This is a genomic window from Thermus sp. LT1-2-5, assembly GCF_040363165.1.
In the GTDB taxonomy this organism is placed as follows: Bacteria; Deinococcota; Deinococci; order Deinococcales; family Thermaceae; genus Thermus.
In genome coordinates, this window is the sequence record NZ_BSRG01000006.1 from 1 (window position 1) to 26,762 (window position 26,762).

Genomic DNA, 26,762 nt, shown 5'->3' on the forward strand with positions numbered 1-26,762 from the left:
CACTTGGGAAGAAGGCGCGAAGAAGCTCAAAATAAGAGGGTTTGCCGCCGTGTAAAGGCTCACGGCCACACGGAAGAAAAAAAGATCCCTTCCCATGGTTAAAAACATCACTCCTTCCCCCAAAGCAGGCCACCGCAAGGGCAAGTGGCGGGCAAGCCAAAACACCCCCAAGCCGCTCGCCACCAAAGCCCCCACCCCGTTGAGAAGGAGGGGCAGATACGCCTGCTCGGGCGAGCGAACCAGGAGGAAAACTCCCAGGGTGGCTAACCCGCGGGTCAAAACCTCCAAAAGGGCCGCCTCCCGCATCCGCTCGAGTCCCTGGAAAAACCAGACTGGGCTCAGGCCCCAAGCCACAGCCCAAAAGAAAGCAGCTAGGACCACCTCTTCCCTGCCCCGAAGAGCAGGCAAGAGAAGTGCCGCTAGGGCGAGCAAAAAGGCGGGAACAACAAGGATAAGCTTTGCCGCCATAACCCCCGCAAAAATGCTAGCCAAAGCCGCCTTGTCGTTCCTATGCCGCGCCACCTCTCGGGTTCCCGAAAGGGAAAAACCGTATTCCACCAAGAGCTGCAAATAAAACGCCAGGGACTGACCCACCGCCAGAACCCCAAAGCCTTCTGGGCGCAAAACTCGAGACAGGTACGGGAGGGTAAGCAAGGGAAAAAGGTAGTTCGCCCCCTGGACAAGGTAGAGATAGAAGAGGTTCCGACCGGTCCCGGAATGCAAGAGGAAGCCAATAAAGCGGCGCAAGCGGCCTGCGCTAAGAATGGCCCACCACCCCCCGGAAGTAGGCAATGGTTAGCTCAAGCCCCTCCCGCACGGGGGTGCGGGGCTCCCCGCCCAAAAGCCAATTGGCCAAGGTGATGTCTGGCCGCCGTTGCTTAGGGTCGTCCTGGGACAAGGAGAGGCAGACGATAGGAGAAAGGCTTCTGCCAAACTCCCTCGAGCTCACGTAGACCCCACCCACCACCCGTTTCAAAGCTCCACCTCTAAAGTAGCCGCATTCTGCGACACTCCCTTAAGTCTAGCTATCTGGCTTGCACAGGGAATAGCGGTAACCTTACCTGCCCGCACGATGACCACCGAGATGACTTCGCCCCTACCCACCCCCAGAGCCAGAGGGTGGAGGGTAGCCAAGGGGAAATCCTGGGCCATCACCCCCCAGAAGCCTTCATTGCCGAAGCCAACGGGTGCAGACGTCATCGGCGAAAAGCTTAGCACACTCCCGCTGCCTCCTTGGGTGCAAATGGCCAAGACTCCAGGGCACGGAGGGGCAAACTAAAGGGCATGGGAAAGGTTTGGCTTGTCCTTTTGTCGCTTCTCCTCTTTCCGGCCCAGGCCCAAGAGTGGCGGCTCACCCGAAGCCAAAGCCTCACCCAGGAAGGGGCTAAGGCCTGGCGGTACACCCTAAGCCCGGCGGACCGGGCGGGGCGGGAGCTTTGGCAGAAGCTCGCCCTCCAGTACCGGGACCACCTGCGGGCGGGGTACCGGGTGGACCTCGGAAGCTGGCGGCTTTACTTCCTTGGGGGAAGGCTCCGGCTAGAACCCCACTGCCCCCAGGTGAACCTAGCCTGCTTCACCTTCGGGGCCTTGCCCGTAGAAAAGGCGGTGCAGGACCGCTTCCTTTTGGGGCTAAGCCAGTTCCTGGAACAGGCCTTGGCCCAGGCCCGGGCCACGGGGGGCACCCTCACCCTTTCCCAGCTCTTCCGGGTAGAGCTCAAGCCAGGGCAGGCCCCGCCTTACCCGGCAAAGCCCTCGGGCTGGGCGCCTTAAGCTGGTATCCTTACTTGGCCATGGGGCGTGTTCTTCTCCTTTTGGTTCTTTGGGGTGGCCTAGCCCTGGCAGGCCCTTGCGCTCAGCGGCCCTACACCTTGGAAACCGAAGAAGGGCTTTTGGGCGGGGAGGAGCTCAGCTACGATGGGGAGGAGCTTGTCTTTGAAGGCCAAGCCTGCTTGGAGCGGGAGGGGCTATTCCTCGAGGCCCCCCTCATCCGCTACCGGGAAACGGAAAAGGCCTTCTTCGCCGAGAACCTTAGCGGAGAGGCGGAAGGGTGGCGGCTGGAGGCCAAGCGCCTGGAGGGCAAGACCCTAAAGGGCGTGCGGCTTGCCCAAGGAAGGCTTCGGGCCGAGGCGGAAAGCGTCCTGCTAGAAAGGCCTCCCTTGGGCCAAGGGGTCTATCTGGAAACCCCCGCCTACCGCCTGAAGGCGGAAGAGGCCCGCTTCAGCCAAAAGGAAGTCCTCCTGAAAGGCTTCCTGGCCACCCCGTGCCCCTGCGGGGAGGACGTGCGCCTCAGCATGGAGGAGGCCCGCTTCGACGTGGCCACAGGAGAACTGTTGGGAGAGGCCAGCCTGGGCCTTTGGGGCCTGGAACTCCCCATCGGGGAGGCCCGGGCCAACGCCCACCGCAAGCCCGCCCTGGAAAGCCCCCTGGTGGTGGGGAGCACCCCGGAGGGGGGGTGGAGCCTTGGGGTGAGGAGCTTCCCCCTCCCTGGGCCCGGGGAGGAGATCGGGCGCTGGGAACGGCGCTTCACCCTCCTGGCCACGGGGCTTGGGACGGCCAAGGAGGCCCTGGTCCTGGGCTACCGGGAAGGGGGCCGGGGCATGGAGGCCCAGCTGGGCTATGCCCCCGGGGTGCGGGCCTTCTTTGACGACCTCTACTTCGCCGCAAGCCCCACCCCCCCCGACGCCGACACCCCCCGCCTCGAAGCCCGCTACCGCCCCACCTTCCGCCGGGAAGGCCTTACCCTAAGCCCCTTCCTGCGCTATGCGGAAACGCAAAGGAGCCAAGGCTGGACCCTGGGGCTTGAAGCGGGGTACCGAACCGCCTTCCAGGAAGGCCCCTTCCGCCTTTCCCTCTCCCCTTCCCTCCTCTTCACCCTTTACCCCGGCAGTGGGTACGAGCCCTACCTGGCCCTGGGAGGAAGCCTGGAAGGGGAGTTCCGGGAAGGCGACCTCCGCCTCCGGGCAGGTTACGCCGGCCGGCTAGAGCCCCTAAACCCCACCCCTCCCTTCACCTACGAAAACCGGGACGAGTTCCAAAGGTTTTTCCTGGAAGGCACCTATGGCCCCGTGGGCCTAAGCTACACCCTGGAAAACCCCTTGGGAAATCGGCTAGAGCGCCTGGAAGGACGCTTCCAGGAGGATGGCTTCGGAAGCGCACGGGTAGCCTACGTGCGGGGAAGCCTGGAGGAGCTCCGCCTCGCCTACGCCATGCCCCTCCCCGACCGCGCCTGCTGCCAGGCCCTTTGGCTCGCCCCCGAGGTGGGCCTAACGGGAGGCGGCTTGAGCCGCTACGGCCTCACCTTCCGCTACTACGACGGCTGCTTCGCCTACGAGCTAAGGGCGCTAAACGTCCTGCGGGGGCAGTACGATGAAACCCTGGGCTTGAGCCTCACCTTTGGCCTTTCCCTGCGGTAAGATGACCCCCGTGCTGGAGAACCGCCGGGCGCGGCACGACTACGAGATCCTGGAAACCTACGAGGCGGGCCTGGTCCTCAAGGGGACGGAGGTGAAGTCCATCCGGGCGGGGAAGGTGGACTTCACGGGAAGCTTCGCCAAGTTTGAAGACGGGGAGCTTTACCTGGAAAACCTTTACATCGCCCCCTACGAGAAGGGCTCCTACACCAACGTGGACCCCCGCCGCAAGCGCAAGCTCCTCCTCCACCGCCACGAGCTCAACCGCCTCCGGGGCAAGGTGGAGCAAAAGGGGCTCACCCTGGTGCCCCTGAAGATCTACTTCAACGAGCGGGGTTACGCCAAGGTGCTCTTAGGGCTGGCCCGGGGGAAGAAGGCCTACCAGAAGAAGGAAGACGACAAGAAGAAGGCGGTGCGCCGCGCTCTGGAGGAGCTATGAGGGTTCTCCTGCTCCTCCTCTTCACCGCCTTGGCCTGGGCCCAGGCCCCCAAGCCCCTGAAGGCAGGAAGCCTCACGGGGGAGGCGGTCTACCCCGGGGGGCGGGGGGTAGCCTACGGGCCTGCCCGCCTGGTGGCCCAGGGCCTGGGGCTTTCCTTGTGGCAAGGGGAAGGCCGCCTGGCCTTGGGCTTGGGAAGCCGGCAGAAGGTCTTTCCCCTCGTAGGGGAGGAAGCCAAGGCCGCCCTACAAGGAGCGGCCTGGCGGCGGGGCGATGAGGTCTACGTTCCCTTGCGCCCCCTGGCGGAGGCCCTGGGCCTCACCTACCGGGCCCAGGAAGGAATCCTCTTGGAGCTTCCCTGGGCGGACCTCCTGGGGGTGGAGCGGGAAGGGACCAGGCTCACCCTCCGCTTCTCCCGGGAAGTGAACGCCCTTTACCGGGATGGGGGGGTGCTCTTCCTCCTGGCCAAGGGGGCCTCGCCGGAGCTTCGCCAGGAGGCCTTGGGGCTCTTCCTCCCCCTGGACACCCCTCCCGACCGCCTCTACTACCCGGGAGGGGGCCGGGTGGCCCTGGAGTGGGGCCCCTTGCCCAAGGCGAGCCCCCTAATCCTCCTGGACCCGGGGCACGGGGGGAAGGACACGGGGATTAACCTGGGCGGGGTTTGGGAGAAGGACCTCACCCTGGACCTGGCCCGCCGGGTGGCGGCCCGCCTCCCGGGTAGCCGCCTCACCCGGAACCAGGACGCCACCCTTCCCCTCGAGGCCCGCCTGGCCCAGGCCCAAGGGGCGGCGGTCTTCCTCTCCCTCCACGTCACCCGGGGAAGCGCCCTCAACCTCTACCTGCCCAAGGAGCGCTCCCTGGCCCTGGCCAAGAACGCCGAAACCCTCTTGGCCACCGCCCCTCCAGAGCAAAGAGCCCTGCTCAAGGCCTTTGCCGGCGACCCCCGCCGCCTGGCCCAGGCCTTGGAAAGCGCCTTTTCCGCCTTGGGCCTCGTCCTGGCCAAGGCGGAAGGCCCCTACGCCCTCACCGACCTTCCCGGGGCAGCGGTTTTGCTGGAAATCGGCGCAGACCGCCTCAAAACCCCCCAAGACCGCCAGGCCCTGGCCGAGGCCATCGCTAAAGGCATACGGAGCTACCTGGAGGAATGAGCGTGCGTGGACTCTTCACCTTTTGGAACGTTTTCGGCCTCCTCGTCTTCCTCCTGGGGGCCTTCGTCTACTGGAAAAGCGCCGGAAGCGAAGCCCCGGGGGCCCTGCCCCTGCCCGCCGAAGGCGAGGCTAAGCCCAACACCCTGGTCCTGGTCCTCTACCGCCCCGACCCTCCCCAGGGCTTCCTCAAGGAGAACCACACCCTCACCCTAGGCCCGGGGGAAAGCCCCGAGGGCCGGGCCCTGGCCGCTTGGGCCGAGGCCACCCAGTCCCCCGCTCCCAAGTCCCTCTTCCGCCTGGAAAAGGCCTTGGTGGTGGACCTTCCCGCCGGCTTCGCCCAAGGCCTGGACGCCACGGAAGAGGCCTTCCGGCTCTATAGCCTGGCCTACACCCTCCTCGCCACCTTCCCCGGGGCGGAGGAGGTGCGGTTTTTGCTGGAGGGCAAGCCCTCCCCCGGCCTGGCCCACCTGGATTTGGCAAAGCCCATCCGCCTACCATGAAGGAAACCTGGCGCATCGACCGCTTGACCCTGCAAGGCTTTAAATCCTTCGCCGAGCGCACCACCTTGGACTTTCCCGATGCGGTCACAGGCATCATCGGCCCCAACGGCTCGGGCAAGAGCAACCTGGTGGAGGCCCTCCGCTTCGTCACCGGGGCCCGGGCCCACGAGCTGAGGGGACAGGAGCTTTCCGCCTTCCTCTTCCACGGGGCGGAGGGGCGGCCCCCCTTGGGCTTCGCCGAGGTGCGGCTGGAGCTTTCCCGGGGGCGGGAGCGGCTATGGGTGGAACGGCGCCTGGAGGGGGAACGCACCCTCCTCAAGGTGAACGGCCGCCCGGCAAGCGCCAAGGCCCTAGCCCTGCACCTGGCGGGCACGGGCTTGGGCCGGGGAGGGTACGCCATCGTGGGGCAAGGGGAGATCGGGGCCCTTTTGGAGGCCCCGGAGGAGGTGCTCCTGGCCCACCTGGAGGAGGCCTCGGGGCTTAAGCCCGTGGCTGAGGCGGCTAAGGCCACGGAGGAGCGGCTCAAGGAGGCCTTGGCCCTTCTGGAAGAGCGGGAAAACGCCCTGGCCCAACTCAAGAAGGAGGCAAGCCGCTTGCAACAGGAAGCGGAACGGGCCGCCCGCGCCCAGGCCTTGGACCTCGAGGCCCTAAGGCTCAAGCGAAGCCTCCTCCTGGCCCGGGCGGAGGAGGCGCAAAAGGACCTGGAAAGGGCCCAAGCCCGCCTCCTGGCCCTGGCGGAAGAGGAAACCCACCTGCAAGGGGAGCAAAAGGAGCTCAAGGCGGCGAAGGAAGCCCTAAAGGCCGAGGAGGAACACCTCCGGACCCGCCTGGAGGCGGTGCGCCTCGCCCTCAAGGAGCGGGAGGCCCTGGAACGGGAGCGTCAAGAGCTTTACCGCATCCTGAAGGCCCTGGACCGCCCCCCACCCCAGGACCCCGGCCCCCCCGTCCCCGACCCCGGGGTCAAGGCAGAGGCGGTGCGGGCCAAGCTGGCCCGGCTCAAAGGGGAAGAGCAGCGGCTCCTGGCGGAGAAAAAGCGGCTGGAAGAGGCCTGGCGCCGCTACGAAACGGAAGCTGCCCGCTACGAGGAACGGCTTCGCCACCACCAAGAAGCCCTGGCGGAGCGGAGCCTTCTGGAAGGGGAGCTCGCCGAGGCCAAGCAAGCCTTGGCCCGGCTGGCGGAAGCCTGGGAAGAGCGCAAGGCCCTGGAGGCCGCCCTGGCCGAGGCCAAGGCCTTGCGCCAAGGGGCCTTGCGGGAGCGGGAGCGGTTAGAAAGGCTCCTGGCGGCGGGTGCCGACCTGCAGGAAGGCCCCAGGCGGGTGCGGGGGCTAAAGGGGATCCTGGGGGTGGTGGCGGACCTGGTGCGGCCCGAGCCGGGGTTGGAGCTGGCCCTGGAAGTGGCCTTGGGCCCCAGGCTCCAGTGGGTCTTAGCCCAGGACGAGGAAGCGGCCAAGGCGGCCATCGCCCTCCTCAAGCGGGAAGGGGGGCGGGCCACCTTCCTGCCCCTCACCCTCCTCACCCCACCCCCTGCCCCGAACCCCAAGCCCGCCCCCGGGCTCCTGGGCCCCGCTTACCGCCTGGCCTCCTTGCGCCTTGGGGGGCTTCCGGAGCGGGCCATCCTCCTCACCCTCCTGGGGGACACCCTGGTCTTCCGGGACCTCGAGGCCGCCCTAGCCTACCGCCGCGCCGGGGGACGGGAGCGGCTCGTGACCCTGGAAGGAGAAGTCTTGGAGCGCTCCGGGGCCCTCACCGGGGGAAAGGCCAAGGGGAGCGGGGAAACCCTCCTCCTCCGCCGCCGGGTGGAGGCCTTAGCGGAGGAGGAAACGGCCCTCGCCCAAAGGGTCGCCGAGCTGGAGGCGGCGCTTCGGGGGCTTCCCTCCCCCCAAGCCTTTGCCGAGGCCAAGGCCAGGGTGGCCGCCCTGGAAGCCCGGCGCCAAGCCCCCCTCCCCCTACCGCCCAAGCCCCCCACGCCCCCCGAAGGGAACTGGGACGAGGCCCGCCTCGAGGCCCTGCAGGCGGAACGGGAAGCCTTAGAAGCCCTCCTGGCCCAGGCGGAGGCCCACGAGCGCTACCTGTTCCTCGCCGCCGCCTATAGCGCCTGGCAAAGGGCGAAGGAGGAGGCCGAGCGGGTTAGGGCGCGGCTTCACGAGTTGGAAAGCCGCCTGCAAGCCACCTTGCCCCTGGTGGAAGAGGGGAGGACCCTGGAAGCCCGCCTGGGCCAGGTGCGGCGGGAGCGACAGGCCTTGGAGGAGAAGGAAGCCCGCGCCCTCACCCAAGCCAACGCCCTCCTGGCGGAGCGGGAGCACCTCCGCCTCCTCATGGCCCGGCGGGAAGCCACCTTGGAGGAGCTTGCCCGGGAGCTTGGCGCCTTGCCCGAGCTGGAGAGGATACCGGGCACCCCCAAGGCCCTCCAGGCCCGACTGGCCCAGGTGGAACGGGAGCGGGAGGGCTTGGGCCCGGTGAACGCCCTGGCGGAGCGGGAGCTTCTCCCCCTTCAGGAGCGGCTTTCCCACCAAGAAAAAGAGGTGGCGGAGGCCCTGGAGGCCCTCCTCCGCCTGGAAAAAGAGGCCAAGGCGGTGGAAGCCGCCTACGCCGAGCGCCTCAAGGAAAGCTTTCACCGCTTCCAGGAGGCCTTCCGCCAGCAGGCAAAGGCCCTTTTGGGGGCGCGGGCCGAGGTGCGGCGGGAAGGGCGGGGGCTTAGGCTTTTGATGGTGCCCCCGGGCAAGCGCACCCAAGACCTCCGCCTCCTTTCCCTGGGGGAGAAGACCCTGGGGGCGTTGGCCTTCCTCTTCGCCCTGGGGGAGCTCCAGGGGGGGCTACCCCTGGCGGTCTTGGACGAGGTGGACGCTGCTTTGGACGAGGCCAACCTCCTCCGCTTCGCCCGCTTTTTGGCCTCGGGGCGCCAGTTCATCCTGGTCACCCACCAAAAGCGCACCATGGAGGCCTGCCAGGCCCTCTACGGCGTCACGGCGGAGGGGGGCATAAGCCGCGTGTACGCCATCCGCAAGGAGGTAACCCATGACCTTTGACACCTACCAGGAAGAGGCCAAGAAGACCGCCCTGTACCCCGAGGCCTACCGCCTCCTCTACCCCGTTTTGGGCCTGGCGGGGGAGGCGGGGGAGCTGGCCAACAAGGTGAAGAAGGTCCTGCGCGACCACGGGGGCACCCTGACCCCAGAGGCGCGGGAGGCCATTTTGCAGGAGCTTGGGGACGTGCTTTGGTACGTGGCCCAAGTGGCCACGGACCTGGGGGAGCGCCTCGAGGCCGTGGCCCAGGCCAACCTGGCCAAGCTCCGCTCCCGCCAGGAGCGAGGAACCCTTTCCGGGTCCGGGGACACTCGCTAACAAGACTCACTTGCACTAAATACCCTTCCGGGGTATAATCGCCTCCGCCAGGCAAGGCCTGGCGAGGAGGACCCTATGGAAGACACCTTCGCTTTACCCAGGCTCAATGAGCCCGCCCCGGATTTTGTGGCCAAGACCACGGCGGGCGAGCTCCGGCTTTCCGACCTCAAGGGCAAATGGGTGGTGCTCTTTAGCCATCCCGCCGATTTCACCCCGGTGTGCTCCACGGAGTTCCTGGCCTTCGCCAAGCGACAAAAGGAGTTCAGCGAGCTTGGGGTCCAACTGGTGGGCCTCTCCATAGACTCCATCCACGCCCACCTGGCCTGGCTGAAGGACCTGGAGGAGATGTCCGGGATCACCATTGACTTCCCCGTGATCGCCGACCTGGACATGAAGGTCTCCAAGCTCTACGGGATGATCCACCCTGCCGCTAGCGAAACCGCTGCGGTACGAGCCGTGTTTATCATTGACCCAAACGGCATCCTCCGGGGCATGCTCTACTATCCCCTCACCACCGGGCGCAACATCGACGAGATCCTTCGCTTCATCCGCGCCCTGCAGTTCACGGACCGCACCGGGCTCAACACCCCCGCCGACTGGCAGCCCGGGGAGCCCGGCATCGTCAAACCCCCCGCCACCCTAAGCGAGCTCAAAGCTGACGAGGCGAAAAAGAACGAGTACGCGGAATACCGCCGCTGGTACTTGCGCCTGAAGAAGGCGGAGTAAGGGAAACCCCCTGGGTCCTTCCCAGGGGGTTTCCAGCCCTCAGTCAAAGAGGTCGAAGACTTCGAGAAAGCCCTTCTTTTTCTTGTAGGGCTTGCCTTCCTTGCGGTAGTAGACCTCCCGCTCCGCCTCGTAGTCCCGCTCCACCTGGCGGGCCTCGGCCAGGAGCTTTTCCAGCTCGCCCCGGTCCAGCCACACCCCGCCGCACTGGGGGCAGACGTCTAGGAGTACCCCCCGGCGCTCCACCTCCTTCATGCCCACGCCGCACTGGGGGCAAAGCAGAAGGGGCATCTACTCCTCCCTCCGGCCCATGAGAAGGCTGGCGTAGTAGAGGATGGTAGCCAAGGAGCTGGCCAAGGCCGCCACGTACGTGAGCGCCGCCCAGGTAAGCACCTGCCGGGCCGGGCCCATCTCCCGGGCGTCCAGGAAACCCATGCGCTTCAGGAAGTCCAGGGCCCGCCTCGAGGCGTCGAACTCCACGGGCAGGGTGATGAGCTGGAAGAGGGCCACCGCCAGGTAGAGGTAAAGCCCCAGCTTGGCCAGGCCCAAGGCCCCCACCATGAGGCCCAGGATCACCAGGATGGGCCCCAGGTTGCTCCCCAAGCTGGCCGCGGGCCAGAGGCTCGCCCGCACCCTAAGCCAAGCGTAGCCCTGGGCGTCCTGCACCGCATGCCCCACCTCGTGGGCCGCCACCGCCAGGGCGGCGAGGCTTGGGGAAGCGTAGTTGGGCTCGGAGAGGCGCACCGCCTTGGCGTGGGGGTCATAGTGGTCGGTGAGGGCTCCCGGCACCGGCTCCACCCGCACCTGGGTGAGCCCGTGGGCGTCCAGGATGGCCCGGGCCACCTGGGCCCCGGTGAGGCCCCGGGCGTTGGCCACCCGGCTAAAGCGGGCGAAGGTGGCCTGCAACCCTCCCTGGATGGCTAGGCTGGCCACGAAGACCAGTCCCATGAGCACAATGGCGAGCACGTCCATGTTTCCCTCCCTGCGGGGTGTAGCAAAAATGCCGAGGCCACCTTTTAGGTGGTCTCGCCATGCGCCCAAGGCGCCCCAGCCGACCGGGGATGGCTCCCGTACTGACGACCGGCTGGCCCCCTGTGGGGGCGGCTACTCCCCGCAGGTACCTTTATACCAGAACCCATCCCCCTTGGCAAGGTGCCTTTGCGGATTGTGCCCGCGGTTTCTTGCATGAAAACGCTCAAGGGTATAGTGGGGCCGGGAGGTGAAGCATGGGCTACGCACACCCTGAGGTTCTGGTAAGCACGGACTGGGTAGAGGCGCACCTAAAGAACCCCCAGGTGCGGGTCCTCGAGGTGGACGAGGACATCCTCCTCTACGACACGGGCCACATCCCCGGGGCCCAGAAGATCGACTGGCAGAAGGACTTCTGGGACCCGGTGGTGCGGGACTTCATCAGCGAGGAAGGGTTCGCCCAGCTCATGGAGCGGCTTGGCATTTCCAACGACACCACCGTGGTCCTCTATGGGGACAAGAACAACTGGTGGGCCGCCTACGCCTTCTGGTTCTTCAAGTACAACGGCCACAAGGACGTGCGCCTCATGAACGGCGGGCGGCAGAAGTGGGTGGAGGAGGGCCGGCCCCTCACCACCGAGGTCCCCAGCTACCCCCCGGGCCGCTACGAGGTCCCCTACCGGGACGAGTCCATCCGCGCTTACCGGGATGACGTCCTGGAGCACATCCTGAAGGTGAAAGAGGGCAAGGGGGCCCTGGTGGACGTGCGGAGCCCCGAGGAGTACCGGGGCGAGCTCACCCACATGCCCAACTACCCGCAAGAAGGGGCCCTGCGGGCCGGGCACATCCCCGGGGCCAAGAACATCCCCTGGGCCAAGGCGGTGAACCCAGACGGCACCTTTAAGAGCCCGGAAGAGCTTAGGGCCCTGTACGAGCCCTTAGGCATCACCAAGGACAAGGACGTGGTGGTCTACTGCCGCATCGCCGAGCGTTCCAGCCACTCCTGGTTCGTCCTCAAGTACCTTCTGGGCTACCCCCACGTGAAGAACTACGACGGCTCCTGGACGGAGTGGGGCAACCTGGTGGGGGTGCCCATCGCCAAAGGGGAGGAGTAAGGGAAGGCCCCGGGACTTCCCGGGGCTTTTTCAGTCCACGCTGAAGTAGCGGGCCTCGGGGTGGTGGACCACCAGGGCGCTGGTGGCGTGCTCCGGTTCAAGCTGGAAACTCTCCGTAAGCCGCACCCCGATGCGGGCGAAACCCATGAGGCGGTCCAGCTTGGCCTGGTCCGAAAGGTCCGGGCAAGCGGGGTAGCCGAAGGAGTAACGGGCTCCCTGGTAGCCCTGCTGGAAAAGCTTCCTGATATCCGTGGCGTCCTTCCCGGCGATGCCCCACATCTGCCGCATCCGCTTGTGCCAGTACTCCGCCAAGGCCTCCGTCATCTCCACGGCGAAGCCGTGGACGAAGAGGTAGTCCTGGTAGGCGCCCCCCTCAAAGAGGGCCCGCGCCTTCCTCGCAGGCTCCTCCCCCATGCTCACCAGCTGCACCCCAAGCACGTCCCGCGCCCCTTGCCCGAAGGCGGGAAGCCAGTCCGCCTCGTCCCCCAAGGGCGCGGCGTGGCGGGGGCGGAAGTAGTCCACAAGGCTTAGCCCCCCACCCCGCTGCCGGGGGAAGCGGAAGCGCTCCAGCACCTCCCCGGTTTCCGGGGAAAAGACCAAAAGCTCCTCCCCCTCCCGGGCCACGGGGAAGAAGCCGTAAAGCACCTTAGGCCTAAGCCACCCCTCCTCCACCGCCTCCCTGAGGAGGCGGCGGAACACGGGCTCCGCCTCCCGCTCCACCAGGGCCTGCCAGTCCTCCCGGCTCATCCCCTGGCGGCTATACCCCCATTGGCCCCGGTAAAGGGCAAGCTTGTTCACGTAGTGGGCGATGGTGGGAAGGTCCAGGTCCTCCTCCACCCGGACCCCGAAAAAAGGCGGCCTGGGGATGAAGGGAGCCTCCCCCACGGGCTTGGAGCGCACCTCCACCCTGGGCGCCTCTCGCTTGGGGCGGGGAGAGGCTCGTTGGGTAAGCTTAGGGGGAACCTGGCCCGTGAGCTCTTCCATGAGCCTTAGGCCCTCAAAGGCGTCCTCGGCGTAGTAGACGTTGGGGTAAATGGGGCGAAGGTCCTCCTCCACGAAGCTCCGGGTGAGGGCCGCCCCGCCCAGGATCACGGGGAGGGTGTAGCCCCGATCCCGCATGTACTCCAGGTTTTCCTTCATCACCTGGGTGCTCTTCACCAAGAGGCCCGACATGCCCACGGCGTGGGGCTTGTGCGCCTCCACCGCCTGCAGGATCTCCTCGATGGGCACCTTGATGCCCAGGTTCACCACCTGGTAGCCGTTGTTGCTGAGGATGATGTCCACCAGGTTCTTGCCGATATCGTGCACGTCCCCCTTTACCGTGGCCAGGACCATCTTGCCCTTGCCCTCGCCCCGCTTTTCCATGTGGGGCTCCAGGTGGGCCACCGCCTTCTTCATGACCTCCGCCGCCTGGAGGACGAAGGGAAGCTGCATCTTCCCCGCCCCGAAGAGGTCCCCCACCTCCTTCATCCCGGCGAGAAGGGGGCCGTTGATGAGGTCCAAGGGCTTGTACCCTTGGCGCAGAGCCTCGTCCAGGTCGGCCTCGAGGCCCCCCTTCCTCCCCTCCACCACCCGCCGCTTGAGCCGCTCCAAAAGGGGCAGGGCCTGGAAGGCGTCCTCCTTGGCCCTGGGGTCCTCCCGGTGGGCCTCGAAGTAGGCCATGAAGGCCAGAAGGGGGTCGTACCCTTCCTTGCGGCGGTCGTGGATGAGGTCCAGGGCCAAGGCGTAGGCCTCCTCGGGGATCTCGGAGATGGGGAGGATCTTCCCGGCGTCCACGATGGCGGCGGTAAGGCCCCGCTTCCGGGCCTCGTCCAGGAAGACGGAGTTCAGGACCCGCCGGGCCCTGGGCTTCAGGCCGAAGGAAACGTTGGACACCCCCAGGATAAACCCCACCCCAGGAAGGCGATGGGAAAGCTCCTCTAGGGCCAAGAGGGTCTCCTTGGCCAAGGGGCGGCTTTCCTCGTCCCCTTGGGTGATGGGGAAGGTGAGGAGGTCGAAGAGGAGGTCCTCGGGGCGGAAGCCGTGGTGCTCCGTGAGGCGCTCGTACATGCGCAGGGCCACCCGCACCTTCTCCTCCTTGGTCTTGGCCATCCCCTTCTCGTCGATGGCCAAGACCACCAGGGCCGCCCCGTGGGCCTTGGCCAAGGAGGCCACCCGGTCAAACCGCTCCAGGCCGTCTTCCAGGTTGGCGGAGTTCAGGAGGACCCGGCCCGGCAGGTACTTCAGGGCGAGCTCCATGGCCTCGGGGGAGGTGGAGTCCACCATCACGGGCACCGTGACGGCGGTGGCGAGGCTAGGGAGGAGCCACCTGAGGTCCGCAAGCTCGTCCCGCCCCGTCCAAGCCACGGAGAGGTCCAGGGCGTGGGCCCCTTCCGCCACCTGCTCCCGGGCCAGGGTGAGGATCCCTTCCAGGTCCCGGGCAAAGAGCATCTCCCGGAAGCGCTTGCTCCCCGTGGCGTTCAAGCGCTCCCCCACCAGAAAGAGGCTTGCCTCCTGGCGGAGGGAAACCGCCTGGTACAAGGAGGCCACCTGGGGCGGGAAGGCCTGGGGCCTAGGCCTGGGCGGAAGGGTCTTGACCTCCGCCGCCACCTGGCGGATGTGCTCGGGCCCCGTGCCGCAACACCCCCCCACGGCGTTCACCCCGTACTCCAGGACGAACTTGCGGTGCCACTTGGCCAGCTCCTCGGGGGTGAGGTCGTAGACCACCCTCCCCCCCTCGTTCCGTGGCAGGCCGGCGTTGGGCAGGCAGGCCACGAAGCGGGTGCTGTTCTGGGCAAAGTAGCGCACCTTGCTGTCCATGAGGTCGGGCCCCGTGGCGCAGTTCATCCCCACCACGTCGATGGGCAGGCTCTCCAAGGCGGCCAAGGCCGCCTGCTCGTCCGTGCCCACCAGGAGGGTGCCTGTGGCCTCAAAGGTCACCTGGACCTGGAGGGGGACCTCCCGCCCCACCTCGGCCATGGCCTCGCGGGCGGCAAGGACGGCGCAGCGCACCTGCAGGATGTCCTGGGCGGTTTCCAAAAGGATGAGGTCCACCCCGCCCCGGAGTAGCCCCCGCACCGCCTCCTTGTAGGCCTGGTAGAGCTCGTCCCAGGAAATCTGCCCCAAGGAGATGAGCTTGGTCCCGGGCCCCAAGGCCCCCGCCACGAAGGCCCCGTAGGGCTCGGCCACCTCCTTGGCGAGCCTGGCACCCAAATAGGCCAGGGCCTCCGCCTCCTCCCCTAGCCCATACTCGGCCAGGACGTGGCGTAGGGCGCCAAAGGTGTTGGTCTCGATCACCTCGGCCCCGGCCTCGAGGTAGGCCCGATGGATCTCCTGCACCACCTGGGGCCGGGTGCGGTTGAGCACCTCGGGGCAGCCGAAGTAGGCCTCCCCCCCGTAGTCCTCGGGGGAAAGGTCCCGCTTTTGCAACTCGGTACCCATGGCCCCGTCAAAGACCACGGGGCGCTCCAGGAGGGCCCTTAGGTAGGGGAACTTCTTGGCCCGGGCCTCCTTGTTGTAGCCCAGGCGCACCAAGGGGGCATCCCCCCACCCCGCCCCCCCCAGGTGGTGGCGGCAACCGGGACTGCAGGTGTGGACCTCCACCATATCCCGCTAGTGTAGCCAAAACCGGAGGGCTATGCTAGGCCCATGGACCCCTTCGGCATCCTCTACACCGACCTCTACCAGCTCACCATGGGCCAGGTCTACTTCCGCCTGGGGCTTCACGAACGGGAGGCCCTCTTCGAGGCCTTCTACCGCAAAAACCCGGACTACGGGGCCCACCAGGCGGGCTACACCGTCTTCGCCGGGCTTGACCCCTTACTTTCCTGGATGGAAAGCGCCCGCTTCGGGGAGGCGGAGCTAGACGCCCTCCGCGCCCTAAAGAGCCGCTCCGGCAAACCCCTCTTCGCCGAGGACTACCTCCGCTACCTAAAGGCCATGGGCGGGTTCGCCGGCCTCACGGTGAGGGCCCTCCCCGAGGGCCGGGTGGCCCACCCCCAGGTGCCCCTCCTCAGCGTGGAGGGCCCCCTCCTCCAGGCCCAGCTCCTGGAAACCGCCCTCTTGAACCGCATCAGCTACGAAACCCTCATCGCCACCAAGGCGAGTCGGGTGCGGGAGGCGGCGGGGGAGGAGGCGGTGGTGCTGGAGTTCGGCCTGCGCCGCGCCCCCGGCAAAGGGGGGGAGAGCGCCACCCGGGCGAGCCTCATCGGCGGGGCCAACCGCTCCAGCGCCGTGAGCCTTTCCCACCTCCTGGGCCTCCCCTCTTCCGGCACCCACGCCCATAGCCTGGTCCAGGCCTTCTTGGCCTTGGGCTACTCGGAGGAAGACGCCTTCCAGGCCTTCGCCGAGGTCTTCCCCGACGACACCATCCTTCTCCTGGACACTGTGGACACCCTCCACTCCGGCCTACCCCACGCCCTCCGGGTCTTTGAAGCCCTGCGGAAGAAGGGGCACCGCCCCGTGGGGGTACGGATCGACTCTGGGGACCTGGCCCATTTGGCCATCCTGGTGGCCAAGGAGCTGGACAAGGCGGGCTTTGCCGATACCCTCATCGTCCTTTCGGGCGACCTGGACGAGCTCGTGATCTGGCAGATCAAAAGCCAAATCCTGGAGGAGGCCCCCCGCTACGGCGTAGACCCGGAGAGGCTCCTCAAGCGCCTGGTCTACGGGGTGGGAACGCGGATGGTGGTTTCCTGGGGCTACCCGGCCCTAGGGGGGGTGTACAAGCTGGTGGCCATCCGGGAAAACGGGACCTGGGCCCCGGCCATAAAGATTTCCGACTCCTTGGAAAAGGTACTAAATCCCGGGCACAAGAAGGTCTACCGGGTCTACGACCACCGGGGCCTGGCCACAGCGGACCTCCTGGCCACCTTTGACGAGGCGGTGCGGGAAGATACCCCCCTCACCCTCCGCCACCCTACCGACCCCACCAAGCGCAGGACCCTAAGGCCCGGGGAGTTCACCCTCGAGCCCCTCTTGGAAGAAGCCTTCCGGGGCAAGCGACTCTTCGCCCCCCTACCCCTGGAGGTCCTGCGGGAAAGGCGCCAAAAGGACGTGGCCCGCCTGGACCCGGGGGTGCGGCGCCTAGTGAACCCCCATATTTACCACGTTTCCCTGAGCGAAAGGCTTTTCGCCCTGAAAGAGGCCTTGGTGGCCCGGCTTGCCGGCTAGCCCTACGAGGCCTGCTTGAGCCGGGCCTCCTCCAGGGCCCTCAAGGGGTGGTCCAGGTGGGGGAGGTCCACCACCAACTCCTTCACCCCGCTCCCCGGGGCCTCAAACATGAGGTCCACCATGGCCTTCTCCAGAATAGCCCTGAGCCCCCGGGCCCCCGTACCCCGCTTGAGGGCCCTGCGGGCCACCTCCTTGAGGGCCGCCGGGGTGAAGCGAAGCTCTATCCCCTCCATGCGGAAAAGCTCTTGGTACTGCCGCACCAAGGCGTTCTTGGGCTCGGTGAGGATGCGCACCAGGTCGTCCTCCGTGAGGGGGTGGAGCTGGACGATGAGGGGGGCCCGGCCCACGAACTCGGGGATCATTCCAAACTTCACCAGGTCCTCAGGGATCACCTCCAGGGGCTCTTCCCCCTTCTCCTTCCCCCCGGTGAAGCCGATGGCGGTGCGGCCCACCCGGGCCTTCACGATGTTCTCCAGGCCCTCAAAGGCCCCTCCTAAAATGAAGAGGATGTTCCTGGTGTTCACCGGGATGAACTCCTGGTGGGGGTGCTTCCTGCCCCCTTGGGGCGGCACGTTGGCGATGGTGCCCTCGATGATCTTTAGAAGGGCCTGCTGCACCCCTTCCCCGGAAACGTCCCGGGTGAGGGAGGGGTTTTCCGACTTGCGGGCGATCTTGTCGATCTCGTCGATGTAGACGATGCCCATCTCCGCCCGCTCCACGTCGAAGTCGGCGTTTTGCAGGAGGCGGAGGATGACGTTCTCCACGTCCTCCCCCACGTACCCCGCCTCGGTCAAGGTGGTGGCGTCGGCGATGGCGAAGGGCACCTCCAGGAAGCGGGCCAAGGTCTCCGCCAGCAAGGTCTTCCCCGTGCCCGTGGGGCCGATGAGGAGGATGTTGGCCTTGCCAATCTCCGCCTCGGGGTGGAGGAGGCGCTTGTAGTGGTTGTAGACCGCCACGCTAAGGGCCCGCTTCGCCGCCTCCTGGCCCACCACGTACTGGTCTAGGTGGGCCTTGATCTCCTGGGGCTTGGGCAGGCGGCTCGGCCCCTTGGGCTTGGCGCTTTCCCCCCGGAGGATCTCCTGGGCCCGCGCCACGCAGTCCTCGCAGATGAAGACGTCCTCCAGGGGGCTTTCCAGAAGCCTTCCCGTGTCGGGGGGACGCAGGCCGCAGAAGCTGCAGTGGGGCCTAGGCTTCCTCACGGGTCACCACCTGGTCAATGAGACCGTACTCCAAGGCTTCCGTCGCCGAGAGGTAGTAGTCCCGGTCCGTGTCCTTTTCCACCTTTTCCAAGGGCTGGCCGGTGTGCTTGGCCAGGATTTCGTTCAACAGCTTCTTGGCCTTGAGGATCTCCTGGGCCTGGATGGCGATGTCGCTGGCCGTGCCTCTGGCCCCACCCCAGGGCTGGTGGATCATCACCTTGGAGTGGGGCAGGGCGTAGCGGCGCCCCTTCTCCCCGGCGGCCAGGATCACCGCGGCCATACTGGCGGCAAGCCCGATGACGATGGTGGACACCGGGGCCCGGACGAACTGCATGGTGTCGTAGATGGCAAGCCCAGCGTCCACCTCCCCCCCGGGGGAGTTGATGTAGAGCTTGATCTCCTGGTTGGGGTTTTGCGCGTCCAGGAAGAGGAGCTGGGCCACCACGGTGTTGGCCACCTGGGCGTCGATGGGGGTGCCCAGGAAGATGATGCGGTCCTTAAGGAGGCGGGAGTAGATGTCGTAGACCCGCTCGCCGCGGGCGGTCTGCTCTATGACGTAGGGTATGACCATACCGTTTCTCATTCTAAGGGCAAGCCCAGGGGGAAATCCCCCCTGGGCCACCATGCCCCTTTAGGCCAGCTCCGCCAGGGCCTGGCGCACCGCCTTGTCCTGGAGGTAGGCGGCTTGGAGCCGGGCGAGGCCCCGCTCGCCGAACTCCCGCTTGAGCTCCTGGAGGGAAAGGCCGTAGGAGCGGGCCACCGCCTGCAGGTAGGCCTGCCACTCCTCCTCCGAAAGCTCGGGCTTGAGCTCCTCGGCCAGGCGCTCCTTGGCTAGGGAGCGGCGCACCCGCTTGAGGGCCTCCTGGCGCAGTTCCTCCTTGAACTTCTCTAGCTCGCCCCGCTCCTCCAGGGCCTTGAGGTAGGCCTCGAGGCCAATCCCTTGCCGCAGGAGGTCCTCCGCCAGGTGCTCCAGGAGGTGGCGCTCCTCCGCCTCCAGCATGGAGGGGGGGACGTCCGCCTCCATCCCCTCGGCGAGCTTTTCCAAAAAGGCCCGCTCCCGGGCCTCCTGGTAAGCCGCTTCCGCCTGGCGCTTCAGGCTTTCCCGCACCTTGGCCTTGAGGTCCTCCAGGCTTTCCGCCTCGAGGGTCTTGGCGAACTCCTCGTCCAGCTCGGGAACCTCGAGGGTCTTGACCTCCAAGACCTCGGTCCTCACCTCCCGCACCTTCTCGCCCTGCTCGTTAAGGACGGGCACCAGGACCACGTCCCCCGCCCGCTTGCCCAAAAGGGCCTCCCGCACGTGGGGCAGGGCCTTGGAAAGGTCGATGGGGAACTCCGCCCCCTCCTCGGTGCGCACGAAGACGTGGTCCCCCTCCTGGGCTTCCCGCTCCACGGGAACGAGCTCGGCGTAGCGCTGGCGGAGCTCTTCCAGGGCCTTTTCCACCATCTCCTCGGTGACCTCGGGAGGGGACACCTCCAGGGTGAAGCCCCGCCAGTCGGGGAGCTTCACCTCGGGGTAGTTCTCCACCTCGGCCACGTAGCGGAAACCCTCCCCCTCCTTGAGCTCCTCCTCCACCACCCGGGCGGCCACGGGGATTAGGCCCAGCTCCCGCACCGCCTCGGGGTAGGTTTCCTCCACCAAGCGCTCCTTGAGGTCGGCCAGAAGCTCATCCCGCCCCAGGCGGGCCTCCACCACCTTCAAAGGGGCCTTCCCCGGGCGGAAGCCAGGAATCCGCACCCGCTTGGCCAGGTCCTTGAGGAGGGCCTGGTAGCTCTCCTCCACCCTCTTCGCCGGGACTTCCACCCGGACCTTCACCAGATAGCCGGAACGCTCCAGGATCTCCGCCACGCCACACCTCGCAGTTGCAGGGGCCCCGCCCGGTTGGTGCGAGGAGCGGGACTTGAACCCGCACGGGTTGCCCCACCGGATCCTAAGTCCGGCGCGTCTACCGGTTCCGCCATCCTCGCATGGGGGCGAGGCCCCCCTTCAAAATACCACCCCTTGCGGGGTGGTGGTTTTGGGGTGAGCGATGGGACTTGAACCCACGACCCCCGGATCCACAGTCCGGTGCTCTAACCAGCTGAGCTACGCTCACCACGCTCAGCATCCGCCATTCTAAGGAGCTATCTCGCCTCCGTCAAGGCCTGAAGCCCGCCTTCCAGGCTCATGGCCTCATAGCCTTCCGCCTCCAGGTAGAGGGCGGCCACCTGGCTCAAAAGCCCCTTTTCGCACACCAGGAGGAGGGGTACCTTGGGCAGGCCGTGCTCGCCTTTTTGAATTTTCTCCAAAGGCACCCACTCCGCCGGGAAGGGCAAGGAGGTGGTCCTGCGGTCGGGGGGGCGGACGTCCACCACCTTCACCCCTTGGGCCAGGAGGGCGGGAAGCTCCTCGGGGCGCACCTTGCGCATGGCCTGAGTATAGCCGGCCACGGGACCGGGGCCTATCGCAACTCTATGCATTTATACCGGCATATTGTGCATAATCTCCGCAAGTAGCCCTTGGATTTGCCCCGGGTGTGTGGTAAGCTCTTCCACCGGGTACGCGATGCCGCCGAGAAGAGACCTCAAGAAAATCCTCATCATCGGTTCGGGACCCATCACCATCGGGCAAGCCGCCGAGTTTGACTACTCCGGCACCCAAGCGGTGAAGGCGCTTCGGGGAGCGGGATACGAGGCCATTTTGGTGAACTCCAATCCCGCCACCATCATGACCGACCCCGAGCTGGCCGAGCGCACCTACATCGAGCCCCTAACCCTGGAGTCCTTGGAGCGCATCCTGGCCAAGGAGCGTCCCGACGCCCTCCTGCCCACCCTGGGGGGCCAGACCGCCCTCAACCTCTCCATGGCCCTTTACGAGGAAGGCGTCCTGGAGCGCTACGGGGTAGAGCTCATTGGGGCCAAGGCGGAGGCCATCAAGAAGGGGGAAGACCGGGAGGAGTTCCAAAAGGCCATGCGGAAGATCGGTCTCGAGGTGCCCCGGGGCCTCATGGTGGGAAGCGTGGAGGAAGGGCTCCACTTCGCCCGGGAGGTGGGCTACCCCGTGGTGGTGCGCCCCTCCTTCACCCTGGGGGGCACGGGGGGCGGCATCGCCCGAAGCGAAGAGGAGCTGGTGGAGGTCCTGGGCCGGGGCCTCACCCTCTCCCCGGTGCACACCGCCTTGGTGGAGGAATCGGTCTTGGGCTGGAAGGAGTTCGAGCTGGAGGTGATGCGGGACCACGCCGACACCGTGGTCATCATCACCAGCATCGAAAACGTGGACCCCATGGGGGTCCACACCGGGGACTCCATCACCGTGGCCCCGGCCCAGACCCTCTCCGACGCCGAGTACCAGAGGATGCGGGACGCCGCCAAGGCGGTGATCCGGGAAATCGGGGTGGACACGGGGGGGTCCAACATCCAGTTCGCCGTGGACCCCAGGACGGGCCGCCAGGTGGTGATCGAGATGAACCCCCGGGTTTCCCGCTCCAGCGCCCTTGCCTCCAAGGCCACGGGCTTCCCCATCGCCAAAATCGCCGCCTTGTTGGCGGTGGGCTACCGCCTGGACGAGCTTCCCAACGACATCACCCGCAAGACCCCCGCCTCCTTTGAGCCCACCATCGACTACGTGGTGGTGAAGATCCCCCGCTTCGCCTTCGAGAAGTTCAAGGACCTTCCCAACACCTTAGGGGAGCTCAAGGACGAGCTTGGCACCCAGATGAAGTCCGTGGGGGAGGTGATGGCCATTGGCCGCACCTTCAAGGAGGCGCTTCAAAAAGCCCTCCGGGGGCTGGAGCGGGACGTGAGGGCCTTGGCGGGGGTGCGCACGGAGGACCTGGAGAAAAAGCTCTACCCCAACCCTGACCGCATCTACGCCGTGCTGGAACTCCTCAGGCGGGGCATGCCCATAGAGGAGCTCCACCAGGCCACCCGCATAGACCCTTGGTTCCTCCACCAGATGAAGGAGATCGCCGAGGCGGAAGCCTGGCTCCAGGACCACCCCCCCAAGGACCGGGAGGACTGGCGCTTTTACAAGGCCTTGGGCCTCCCCGACCGGCGCCTGGGGGAGCTTTTGCGCCGGGGGGAGAAGGAGGTGCGGGCCGAGCGCAAGGCCCTGGGGGTGGCCCCCGTCTACAAGACGGTGGACACCTGCGCCGCCGAGTTTGAGGCCTACACCCCCTACCACTACTCCACCTACGAGGAGGAGGACGAGGTCTGGCCCTCGGAGAAACCCAAGGTGGTGATCCTGGGCTCGGGGCCCATCCGCATCGGGCAAGGGGTGGAGTTCGACTACGCCACGGTGCACGCCGTCTGGGCCCTCAAGGAGGCGGGGTACGAGACCATCATGGTGAACTCCAACCCGGAGACGGTATCCACGGATTACGACACCGCCGACCGCCTCTACTTTGAGCCCCTGACCCTCGAGGATGTCCTCAACCTGGTGGAGCACGAAAAGCCCCTGGGGGTGATCGCCACCTTGGGAGGGCAGACGCCCTTGAAGCTGGCCAAGGGGTTGGAGGAGGCCGGGGTGAGGCTTCTCGGCACCCCGTACGCCGCCATCCATAAGGCGGAAGACCGCCACGCCTTCCACGAGCTCTGCCAAGCCCTGGGCATCCCCCAGCCCGAGGGCCGGGTGGCGGGGAGCCCGGAGGAGGCCTTGCGGCTTGCCCGGGAGTTGGGCTTTCCCCTCCTCGCCCGGCCCAGCTACGTCCTGGGGGGGCGGGCCATGCGGGTCCTCAGGGACGAGGGGGAGCTTCTGCGCTACCTGGAGGAAGTCTATGCGCCCTTGGAGGAAAAGCCCTCCATCCTTCTAGACCGCTACCTGGAAGGGGCCTTGGAGCTGGACGTGGACGCCCTTTCCGATGGGGAAGCGGTGATGATCGCCGGGGTGATGGAGCACGTGGAGCGGGCCGGGGTCCACTCGGGGGACTCGGCCACGGTCCTGCCCCCCGTGCACCTCTCCCCCGAGGCCTTGGCCAAGGTGAAGGACTACACCCGCCGCCTGGCCCTGGCCTTAGGGGTGAAGGGGCTTTTGAACGTGCAGTACGCCGTGGTGGGGGAGGAGGTGTATATCCTCGAGGCCAACCCCCGGGCGAGCCGCACCGTACCTTTCGTGTCCAAGGCCATCGGCGTGCCCCTGGCCAAGCTGGCCGCCCTCATCGCCGTGGGGAAGACCCTGAAGGAGCTCGGGGTGAAGGACCTGGAGCCCGTGCCCCCCTACTACGCCGTGAAGGAGGTGGTGATCCCCTGGCTCAAGTTCCCCGGGGTCATCCCGGTCCTGGGCCCGGAGATGCGCTCCACGGGGGAAAGCATGGGCCTAGACGAAGACCCCTACCTGGCCTACTACAAGGCGGAGCTCGGGGCTGGGCAAACGCTTCCCCTGGAGGGCCGGGTGCGCTTCATTGGGGAAGGGCTTCGCCCTGAGGAACGGGACCGCCTGGAGGCGCTGAAGCGGGCCTACCAGGAGGCGGGGTTTAGCCTGAGCCAGGAGGGCTACGACCTCCTCATCAGCCCCGTTCCCCACCCCGAGCTCCGGCGGGCAGTGGAGAAGGGGCTTCCCTTCATCACCACCCTGGAAGGGGCCTGGTGGAGCCTAAAGGCCATCCTAAAGGCGCGGGAAAAGGCCCTGGGGGTGGAGAGCCTCCAGGAGTGGCACACCCGGCTGCAGGCGGGTGTACAATAGGCGGCAATGAAGCTCATCATCGCCATCGTGCAGGACACGGACGCCCCCGGCCTCACCAAGGCCCTTTTGGAGCGGGGCCTCCAGTCCACCAAGCTGGCCTCCACGGGGGGCTTCTTGCGGGAAGGAAACACCACGCTTCTCATCGGGGTAGAGGACGAGCGGGTGGCGGAGGTTCTGGAACTGGTACGGGAGAAGTGCCGCACCCGCACCCGCCTGGTAACCCGGGGCCTCCCCCTTTCCGAGGCCCCCGACCCCTTCCTGGCCCAGCCCGTGGAGGTGCAGGTGGGGGGCGCCGTGGTCTTCGTCCTGCCGGTGGAAGGCTTCTTCAAGGTGTGAGGGGGCTCCTGCCTTGGGGCTGGCGCCTAGGCCTTTGCGGCACCCCCACCGCCTTCGCCGGCCCCTACGGGCCCCCTAACCCTTGACCTACCCCGGGTACTGGACTCCCTGGAACCCGCCCGCTAAAGTGGGCGGGGTGGAAGGCGAGCTGTTCCTGCTTAAAGACGCAAAAGGCCGCGCCTTCCTGGTGCGCCTGAAGCCCGGGGGGGTCTTCCACCACCACAGGGGAAGCGTCCCCCACGAGGCCATCCTCCAGGCGGGGCCCGGGGGGGTGGTGCGGACCCACCTGGGGGAGCCCCTTTCCGTCCACCGCCCCACCCTGGAAGAGTACGTCCTGCACATGCGACGAAGCGCCACCCCCACCTACCCCAAGGACGCTAGCGCCATGGTGACCCTTTTGGACCTTTCCCCGGGGATGCGGGTCCTCGAGGCGGGCACGGGCTCGGGGGGGCTCACCCTCTTCCTGGCCCGGGCGGTGGGGAAGGAGGGCCTGGTGGAAAGCTACGAGAAGCGGCCCCACCACCTGAAGCAGGCGGAGGACAACGTGAGGGCCTTCTGGCAGGTGGAAAACGTGCGCTTCCACCCCCTGGGCCTGGAGGAGGCGGAACTCCCCCAGGAGGGCTTCCACGGGGTGGCCTTAGACCTCATGGAGCCCTGGAAGGTGCTGGGCAAGGCGGCGGAGGCCCTGATGCCGGACCGCTTCCTGGTGGCCTACCTCCCCAACATCACCCAGGTGTTGGAAACCGTACGGGCGGCGGAGGGGCTACCCCTCCGCCTGGAAAGGGTCCTGGAGGTGGGCTGGCGGGAGTGGGAGGTGCGGCTCCCCGTGGCCCATCCCCGCTTCCAGCAGGTGGGGCACACGGCGTTCCTGGTGGTTTTTCGCAAATGGAAGGCCTCCTGATCCACGCCCTGCTGCGGGAGCTCCAAGGGGAGCTTCCCGCGCTAAACCTCGGCCTGGCCTTTCCCGAGGAGGGTACCTTGGCCGTCCTCCTCAAGGGGAAAGGGGGGCGGATCTTCAACCTGATCCTCCACTACCGCCCCCCCAACCCCAGCCTGGTCCTGGAGGAGGGCACGATCCTGGGGGAGCCCAAAACCCCCTTCCAACGGCAACTCGCCGCCCGGGTCAAGGGGCCTTTGGTCAAGGCGGAGCAGCTCAAGCTAGACCGGGTGGTCTACCTCCACTTCGCCGGGGAGAAGGGCTTCGTGGACATGGCGCCCTCGGTTTTGGTCTTCGAGGCCACGGGGCGGAACGCCAACCTCCTCCTCCTGGACGAGAAGGGCACCATCCTGGGGGTGGACCGGGTCATCACCAAGGAGGTGAACCGCTACCGGGAGCTAAAGCCCGGCCTCCCCTACACCCCCCCTCCCCCCTACGCCAAGCTGGACCCGAGGACGCTAACGGCGGAAGACCTCCGGGTGCTCTTGGGTAAGCCCCTCAAGGAGGTGGTGCGGCACGTGGACGGGGTGGGGCTCGAGCTCATGCGGGAGCTCGCCCGCCGGGCCGGGCTCACGCCGGAAAGCCCCTTGGGGGAGGAGGAGCTCAAGGCCCTCCACCGGGCCCTGACGAGCCTGGTGCAAGACCCTTCCCTGCGCACCGAGCTTTCTGAGGAGCTCCGCCTAAAGTGGCAGGAGGAGGAGAAGGAGGCCCTGAGGAAGCCCCTCCTCGAGGCCCTGGCCCGGGAGGCCAGAACGCTTCGGGCCCGGCTCGCCGACTACCACAAGGCCTTAGAGCGCCTGGAGGAGGCGGAGGCCCTGCGCCAAAAAGGCGACCTCCTCCTGGCCCGGCTCAAGGAGGTGCCCAAGGGGGCGAGCCAGGTGGTGCTGGAGGGCTTTGACGGCGAGCCCGTGGCAATCCCCCTAGACCCCGCCCTCTCGCCCCAGGAAAACGCCAAGAAGCTCTACGAGCGGGCCCGGCGGCTTGAGGAGCTGGCGGAGCGGGCCCTGGACCTCATCCCCAAGACGGAGGCCAGGCTAAAGGCCCTCGAGGCGGAAATGGCCCGGGTGAAGGAGGCGGACCTCCAAACCCTCCTCGCCCTCTCCCAAAGGCCCAAGGAGGGCAAAGGGCCCCGGCTTGGCCTCCGCTACACCTCCCCCTCGGGCTTCCCCGTCCTCGTGGGGCGGAACGCCAAGGAAAACGACCTCCTCACCCGCCTCGCCCACTCGGAGGACCTCTGGTTCCACGCCCAGGGGGTGCCGGGAAGCCACGTGATCCTGAAGGCCGAGGGCAAGAACCCCCCCCTAGAGGACCTCCTCTTCGCCGCCCAGCTCGCCGCCTACCACTCCAAGGCCCGGGGCGAGCGGCAGGTGCCCGTGGACTACACCCGCAAGAAGCACGTGTGGCGGCCCCGGAAGGCGGCCCCCGGCCAGGTGCTCTATACCCAGGCCAAGACCCTGTTCGTGGAAGGTACCCTCCCGGCCGGCGCCCAGGGGGAGGAGGGCGCTGAATAACCTGACCCTACGGGAAGGAGCGAGCCCTTCCCCACCCTCCGCTGCGCCCAATGCGGCCCAGGCCAAGGGAATCTTGACCCCCTTCGCTTGCAGGTGAGATAGCTACTTCCCTAATCTGCCTAAATACGACCGAACAGGCACGTTTGACACTTCACTAAAGCGAAGGGTTGATGCCAGGCTCCTTCTTGCCCTGTGTTTGGACTTGGTCAACGTTTTCGGTCTTGTGCTATACTTGGGGTGTCGGCCCTGGCCGACGGGGTTCTTGAAAGCCAGTTTTCCCCTTGAGGAAGGCGAATATGCGCTTTTCCCTTCTCATCGACCCTTCCGCA

The 26,762-nt window shown here is 66.9% G+C and carries 23 protein-coding genes and 2 tRNA genes; 14 read left to right on the forward strand and 11 right to left on the reverse strand.

Annotated elements, in window-relative coordinates:
* Both ABXG85_RS07115 and ABXG85_RS07120 read right to left on the reverse strand, forming a co-directional pair.
* Positions 1 to 792 (reverse strand): oligosaccharide flippase family protein (locus ABXG85_RS07115; RefSeq protein ID WP_353513028.1); only part of this gene is annotated, 792 nt, incomplete at its 3' end.
* Positions 758 to 976, reverse strand: coding sequence for a hypothetical protein (locus ABXG85_RS07120; RefSeq protein WP_353513029.1), 219 nt, complete (start codon positions 974 to 976; stop codon positions 758 to 760). The genes ABXG85_RS07120 and ABXG85_RS07115, both read right to left, overlap by 35 nt.
* Positions 977 to 1,284: 308 nt before the next feature.
* Between ABXG85_RS07120 and ABXG85_RS07125 the strand changes: the two genes are divergently transcribed.
* The 8 genes from ABXG85_RS07125 (at position 1,285) to ABXG85_RS07160 (ending at position 9,562) form a co-directional block, all read left to right on the forward strand.
* Positions 1,285 to 1,770 carry an FHA domain-containing protein gene (locus tag ABXG85_RS07125; protein WP_353513030.1) on the forward strand — a complete coding sequence of 162 codons (486 nt, stop codon included), beginning with the start codon at positions 1,285 to 1,287 and terminating at the stop codon, positions 1,768 to 1,770.
* Positions 1,771 to 1,790: 20 nt separating this feature from the next.
* Positions 1,791 to 3,413: a hypothetical protein gene (locus ABXG85_RS07130; protein WP_353513031.1), complete on the forward strand. Its 1,623-nt coding sequence runs from the start codon at positions 1,791 to 1,793 to the stop codon at positions 3,411 to 3,413.
* 1 nt (position 3,414) lies between these two features.
* A complete protein-coding gene (smpB, locus tag ABXG85_RS07135) occupies positions 3,415 to 3,849 on the forward strand; it encodes an SsrA-binding protein SmpB (protein ID WP_353513032.1) in 435 nt (144 codons plus the stop codon).
* On the forward strand, positions 3,846 to 4,994 hold the full coding sequence (locus tag ABXG85_RS07140; RefSeq protein WP_353513033.1) for an N-acetylmuramoyl-L-alanine amidase family protein: 1,149 nt from the start codon (positions 3,846 to 3,848) through the stop codon (positions 4,992 to 4,994). The genes smpB and ABXG85_RS07140 overlap by 4 nt, the downstream gene beginning before the upstream one ends.
* Positions 4,991 to 5,494, forward strand: a complete 504-nt coding sequence (locus ABXG85_RS07145) for a GerMN domain-containing protein (RefSeq protein ID WP_486401643.1) — start codon at positions 4,991 to 4,993, stop codon at positions 5,492 to 5,494. The genes ABXG85_RS07140 and ABXG85_RS07145 overlap by 4 nt, the downstream gene beginning before the upstream one ends.
* Positions 5,491 to 8,520 (forward strand): AAA family ATPase, encoded by a 3,030-nt coding sequence (locus ABXG85_RS07150; RefSeq protein ID WP_353513034.1) that lies wholly within the window; start codon positions 5,491 to 5,493, stop codon positions 8,518 to 8,520. Before ABXG85_RS07145 ends, ABXG85_RS07150 begins: the two co-directional genes overlap by 4 nt.
* Positions 8,510 to 8,836: a nucleoside triphosphate pyrophosphohydrolase family protein gene (locus ABXG85_RS07155; protein WP_353513035.1), complete on the forward strand. Its 327-nt coding sequence runs from the start codon at positions 8,510 to 8,512 to the stop codon at positions 8,834 to 8,836. The genes ABXG85_RS07150 and ABXG85_RS07155 overlap by 11 nt, the downstream gene beginning before the upstream one ends.
* Before the next feature lie 75 nt (positions 8,837 to 8,911).
* The gene (locus ABXG85_RS07160; protein WP_353513036.1) at positions 8,912 to 9,562 is read left to right on the forward strand and encodes a peroxiredoxin; all 651 of its coding nucleotides are present in this window, start codon (positions 8,912 to 8,914) and stop codon (positions 9,560 to 9,562) included.
* 39 nt (positions 9,563 to 9,601) lie between these two features.
* Here the strand turns inward: ABXG85_RS07160 and ABXG85_RS07165 are convergent, their stop codons facing one another.
* Positions 9,602 to 9,850, reverse strand: coding sequence for a TFIIB-type zinc ribbon-containing protein (locus ABXG85_RS07165; protein ID WP_353513037.1), 249 nt, complete (start codon positions 9,848 to 9,850; stop codon positions 9,602 to 9,604).
* Positions 9,851 to 10,531 carry a zinc metallopeptidase gene (locus tag ABXG85_RS07170; protein ID WP_353513038.1) on the reverse strand — a complete coding sequence of 227 codons (681 nt, stop codon included), beginning with the start codon at positions 10,529 to 10,531 and terminating at the stop codon, positions 9,851 to 9,853.
* Between the two features lie 254 nt (positions 10,532 to 10,785).
* On the opposite strand from ABXG85_RS07170, the gene ABXG85_RS07175 reads away from it, so the two are divergent.
* Complete coding sequence (locus tag ABXG85_RS07175) at positions 10,786 to 11,643, forward strand: sulfurtransferase (protein ID WP_353513039.1); 858 nt, start codon at positions 10,786 to 10,788, stop codon at positions 11,641 to 11,643.
* A 30-nt stretch (positions 11,644 to 11,673) separates the two neighbouring features.
* On the opposite strand, the gene metH is transcribed toward ABXG85_RS07175, so the two are convergent.
* On the reverse strand, positions 11,674 to 15,228 hold the full coding sequence (metH, locus tag ABXG85_RS07180; RefSeq protein WP_353513040.1) for a methionine synthase: 3,555 nt from the start codon (positions 15,226 to 15,228) through the stop codon (positions 11,674 to 11,676).
* A 42-nt stretch (positions 15,229 to 15,270) separates the two neighbouring features.
* On the opposite strand from metH, the gene ABXG85_RS07185 reads away from it, so the two are divergent.
* On the forward strand, positions 15,271 to 16,794 hold the full coding sequence (locus ABXG85_RS07185; protein ID WP_353513041.1) for a nicotinate phosphoribosyltransferase: 1,524 nt from the start codon (positions 15,271 to 15,273) through the stop codon (positions 16,792 to 16,794).
* A gap of 2 nt (positions 16,795 to 16,796) precedes the next feature.
* Here ABXG85_RS07185 and clpX read toward each other — a convergent pair whose 3' ends face one another.
* The 6 genes from clpX to ABXG85_RS07215 all read right to left on the reverse strand — a co-directional run bounded on the left by clpX (position 16,797) and on the right by ABXG85_RS07215 (position 20,399).
* Positions 16,797 to 17,993: an ATP-dependent Clp protease ATP-binding subunit ClpX gene (clpX, locus tag ABXG85_RS07190; protein ID WP_353513042.1), complete on the reverse strand. Its 1,197-nt coding sequence runs from the start codon at positions 17,991 to 17,993 to the stop codon at positions 16,797 to 16,799.
* Positions 17,980 to 18,564, reverse strand: a complete 585-nt coding sequence (gene clpP, locus ABXG85_RS07195) for an ATP-dependent Clp endopeptidase proteolytic subunit ClpP (RefSeq protein ID WP_353513043.1) — start codon at positions 18,562 to 18,564, stop codon at positions 17,980 to 17,982. The genes clpX and clpP overlap by 14 nt, the downstream gene beginning before the upstream one ends.
* Before the next feature lie 60 nt (positions 18,565 to 18,624).
* Positions 18,625 to 19,839, reverse strand: a complete 1,215-nt coding sequence (gene tig / locus ABXG85_RS07200; RefSeq protein WP_353513044.1) for a trigger factor — start codon at positions 19,837 to 19,839, stop codon at positions 18,625 to 18,627.
* A gap of 34 nt (positions 19,840 to 19,873) precedes the next feature.
* Positions 19,874 to 19,958, reverse strand: a tRNA-Leu gene (locus tag ABXG85_RS07205).
* 51 nt (positions 19,959 to 20,009) lie between these two features.
* A tRNA-His gene (locus ABXG85_RS07210) sits at positions 20,010 to 20,086 on the reverse strand.
* 28 nt (positions 20,087 to 20,114) lie between these two features.
* Positions 20,115 to 20,399 carry a rhodanese-like domain-containing protein gene (locus tag ABXG85_RS07215; protein ID WP_353513045.1) on the reverse strand — a complete coding sequence of 95 codons (285 nt, stop codon included), beginning with the start codon at positions 20,397 to 20,399 and terminating at the stop codon, positions 20,115 to 20,117.
* A 136-nt stretch (positions 20,400 to 20,535) separates the two neighbouring features.
* On the opposite strand from ABXG85_RS07215, the gene carB reads away from it, so the two are divergent.
* The 4 genes from carB to ABXG85_RS07235 all read left to right on the forward strand — a co-directional run bounded on the left by carB (position 20,536) and on the right by ABXG85_RS07235 (position 26,433).
* Entirely contained in the window at positions 20,536 to 23,649 is a 3,114-nt protein-coding gene (gene carB, locus ABXG85_RS07220) for a carbamoyl-phosphate synthase large subunit (protein ID WP_353513046.1), read from the forward strand.
* Positions 23,650 to 23,655: 6 nt separating this feature from the next.
* Complete coding sequence (locus ABXG85_RS07225; RefSeq protein ID WP_353513047.1) at positions 23,656 to 23,985, forward strand: cyclic-di-AMP receptor; 330 nt, start codon at positions 23,656 to 23,658, stop codon at positions 23,983 to 23,985.
* Positions 23,986 to 24,121: 136 nt separating this feature from the next.
* On the forward strand, positions 24,122 to 24,886 hold the full coding sequence (locus ABXG85_RS07230) for a tRNA (adenine-N1)-methyltransferase (RefSeq protein WP_353513048.1): 765 nt from the start codon (positions 24,122 to 24,124) through the stop codon (positions 24,884 to 24,886).
* Positions 24,871 to 26,433, forward strand: a complete 1,563-nt coding sequence (locus ABXG85_RS07235) for an Rqc2 family fibronectin-binding protein (protein ID WP_353513049.1) — start codon at positions 24,871 to 24,873, stop codon at positions 26,431 to 26,433. Before ABXG85_RS07230 ends, ABXG85_RS07235 begins: the two co-directional genes overlap by 16 nt.
* The last annotated feature ends 329 nt before the right edge of the window (positions 26,434 to 26,762 follow it).

What these genes read in the sequence shown, in the direction of transcription:
- carB (WP_353513046.1), top strand. Translation starts at nt 20,536, where the DNA reads ATGCCGCCGAGAAGAGACCTCAAGAAAATCCTCATCATCGGTTCGGGA.
- ABXG85_RS07215 (WP_353513045.1), bottom strand. Translation starts at nt 20,399, where the DNA reads ATGCGCAAGGTGCGCCCCGAGGAGCTTCCCGCCCTCCTGGCCCAAGGG.
- ABXG85_RS07130 (WP_353513031.1), top strand. Translation starts at nt 1,791, where the DNA reads ATGGGGCGTGTTCTTCTCCTTTTGGTTCTTTGGGGTGGCCTAGCCCTG.
- ABXG85_RS07140 (WP_353513033.1), top strand. Translation starts at nt 3,846, where the DNA reads ATGAGGGTTCTCCTGCTCCTCCTCTTCACCGCCTTGGCCTGGGCCCAG.
- ABXG85_RS07125 (WP_353513030.1), top strand. Translation starts at nt 1,285, where the DNA reads ATGGGAAAGGTTTGGCTTGTCCTTTTGTCGCTTCTCCTCTTTCCGGCC.
- ABXG85_RS07165 (WP_353513037.1), bottom strand. Translation starts at nt 9,850, where the DNA reads ATGCCCCTTCTGCTTTGCCCCCAGTGCGGCGTGGGCATGAAGGAGGTG.
- ABXG85_RS07185 (WP_353513041.1), top strand. Translation starts at nt 15,271, where the DNA reads ATGGACCCCTTCGGCATCCTCTACACCGACCTCTACCAGCTCACCATG.
- ABXG85_RS07145 (WP_486401643.1), top strand. Translation starts at nt 4,991, where the DNA reads ATGAGCGTGCGTGGACTCTTCACCTTTTGGAACGTTTTCGGCCTCCTC.
- ABXG85_RS07155 (WP_353513035.1), top strand. Translation starts at nt 8,510, where the DNA reads ATGACCTTTGACACCTACCAGGAAGAGGCCAAGAAGACCGCCCTGTAC.
- metH (WP_353513040.1), bottom strand. Translation starts at nt 15,228, where the DNA reads ATGGTGGAGGTCCACACCTGCAGTCCCGGTTGCCGCCACCACCTGGGG.
- ABXG85_RS07175 (WP_353513039.1), top strand. Translation starts at nt 10,786, where the DNA reads ATGGGCTACGCACACCCTGAGGTTCTGGTAAGCACGGACTGGGTAGAG.
- ABXG85_RS07160 (WP_353513036.1), top strand. Translation starts at nt 8,912, where the DNA reads ATGGAAGACACCTTCGCTTTACCCAGGCTCAATGAGCCCGCCCCGGAT.
- ABXG85_RS07235 (WP_353513049.1), top strand. Translation starts at nt 24,871, where the DNA reads ATGGAAGGCCTCCTGATCCACGCCCTGCTGCGGGAGCTCCAAGGGGAG.
- ABXG85_RS07150 (WP_353513034.1), top strand. Translation starts at nt 5,491, where the DNA reads ATGAAGGAAACCTGGCGCATCGACCGCTTGACCCTGCAAGGCTTTAAA.
- clpP (WP_353513043.1), bottom strand. Translation starts at nt 18,564, where the DNA reads ATGGTCATACCCTACGTCATAGAGCAGACCGCCCGCGGCGAGCGGGTC.
- smpB (WP_353513032.1), top strand. Translation starts at nt 3,415, where the DNA reads ATGACCCCCGTGCTGGAGAACCGCCGGGCGCGGCACGACTACGAGATC.
- ABXG85_RS07225 (WP_353513047.1), top strand. Translation starts at nt 23,656, where the DNA reads ATGAAGCTCATCATCGCCATCGTGCAGGACACGGACGCCCCCGGCCTC.
- ABXG85_RS07170 (WP_353513038.1), bottom strand. Translation starts at nt 10,531, where the DNA reads ATGGACGTGCTCGCCATTGTGCTCATGGGACTGGTCTTCGTGGCCAGC.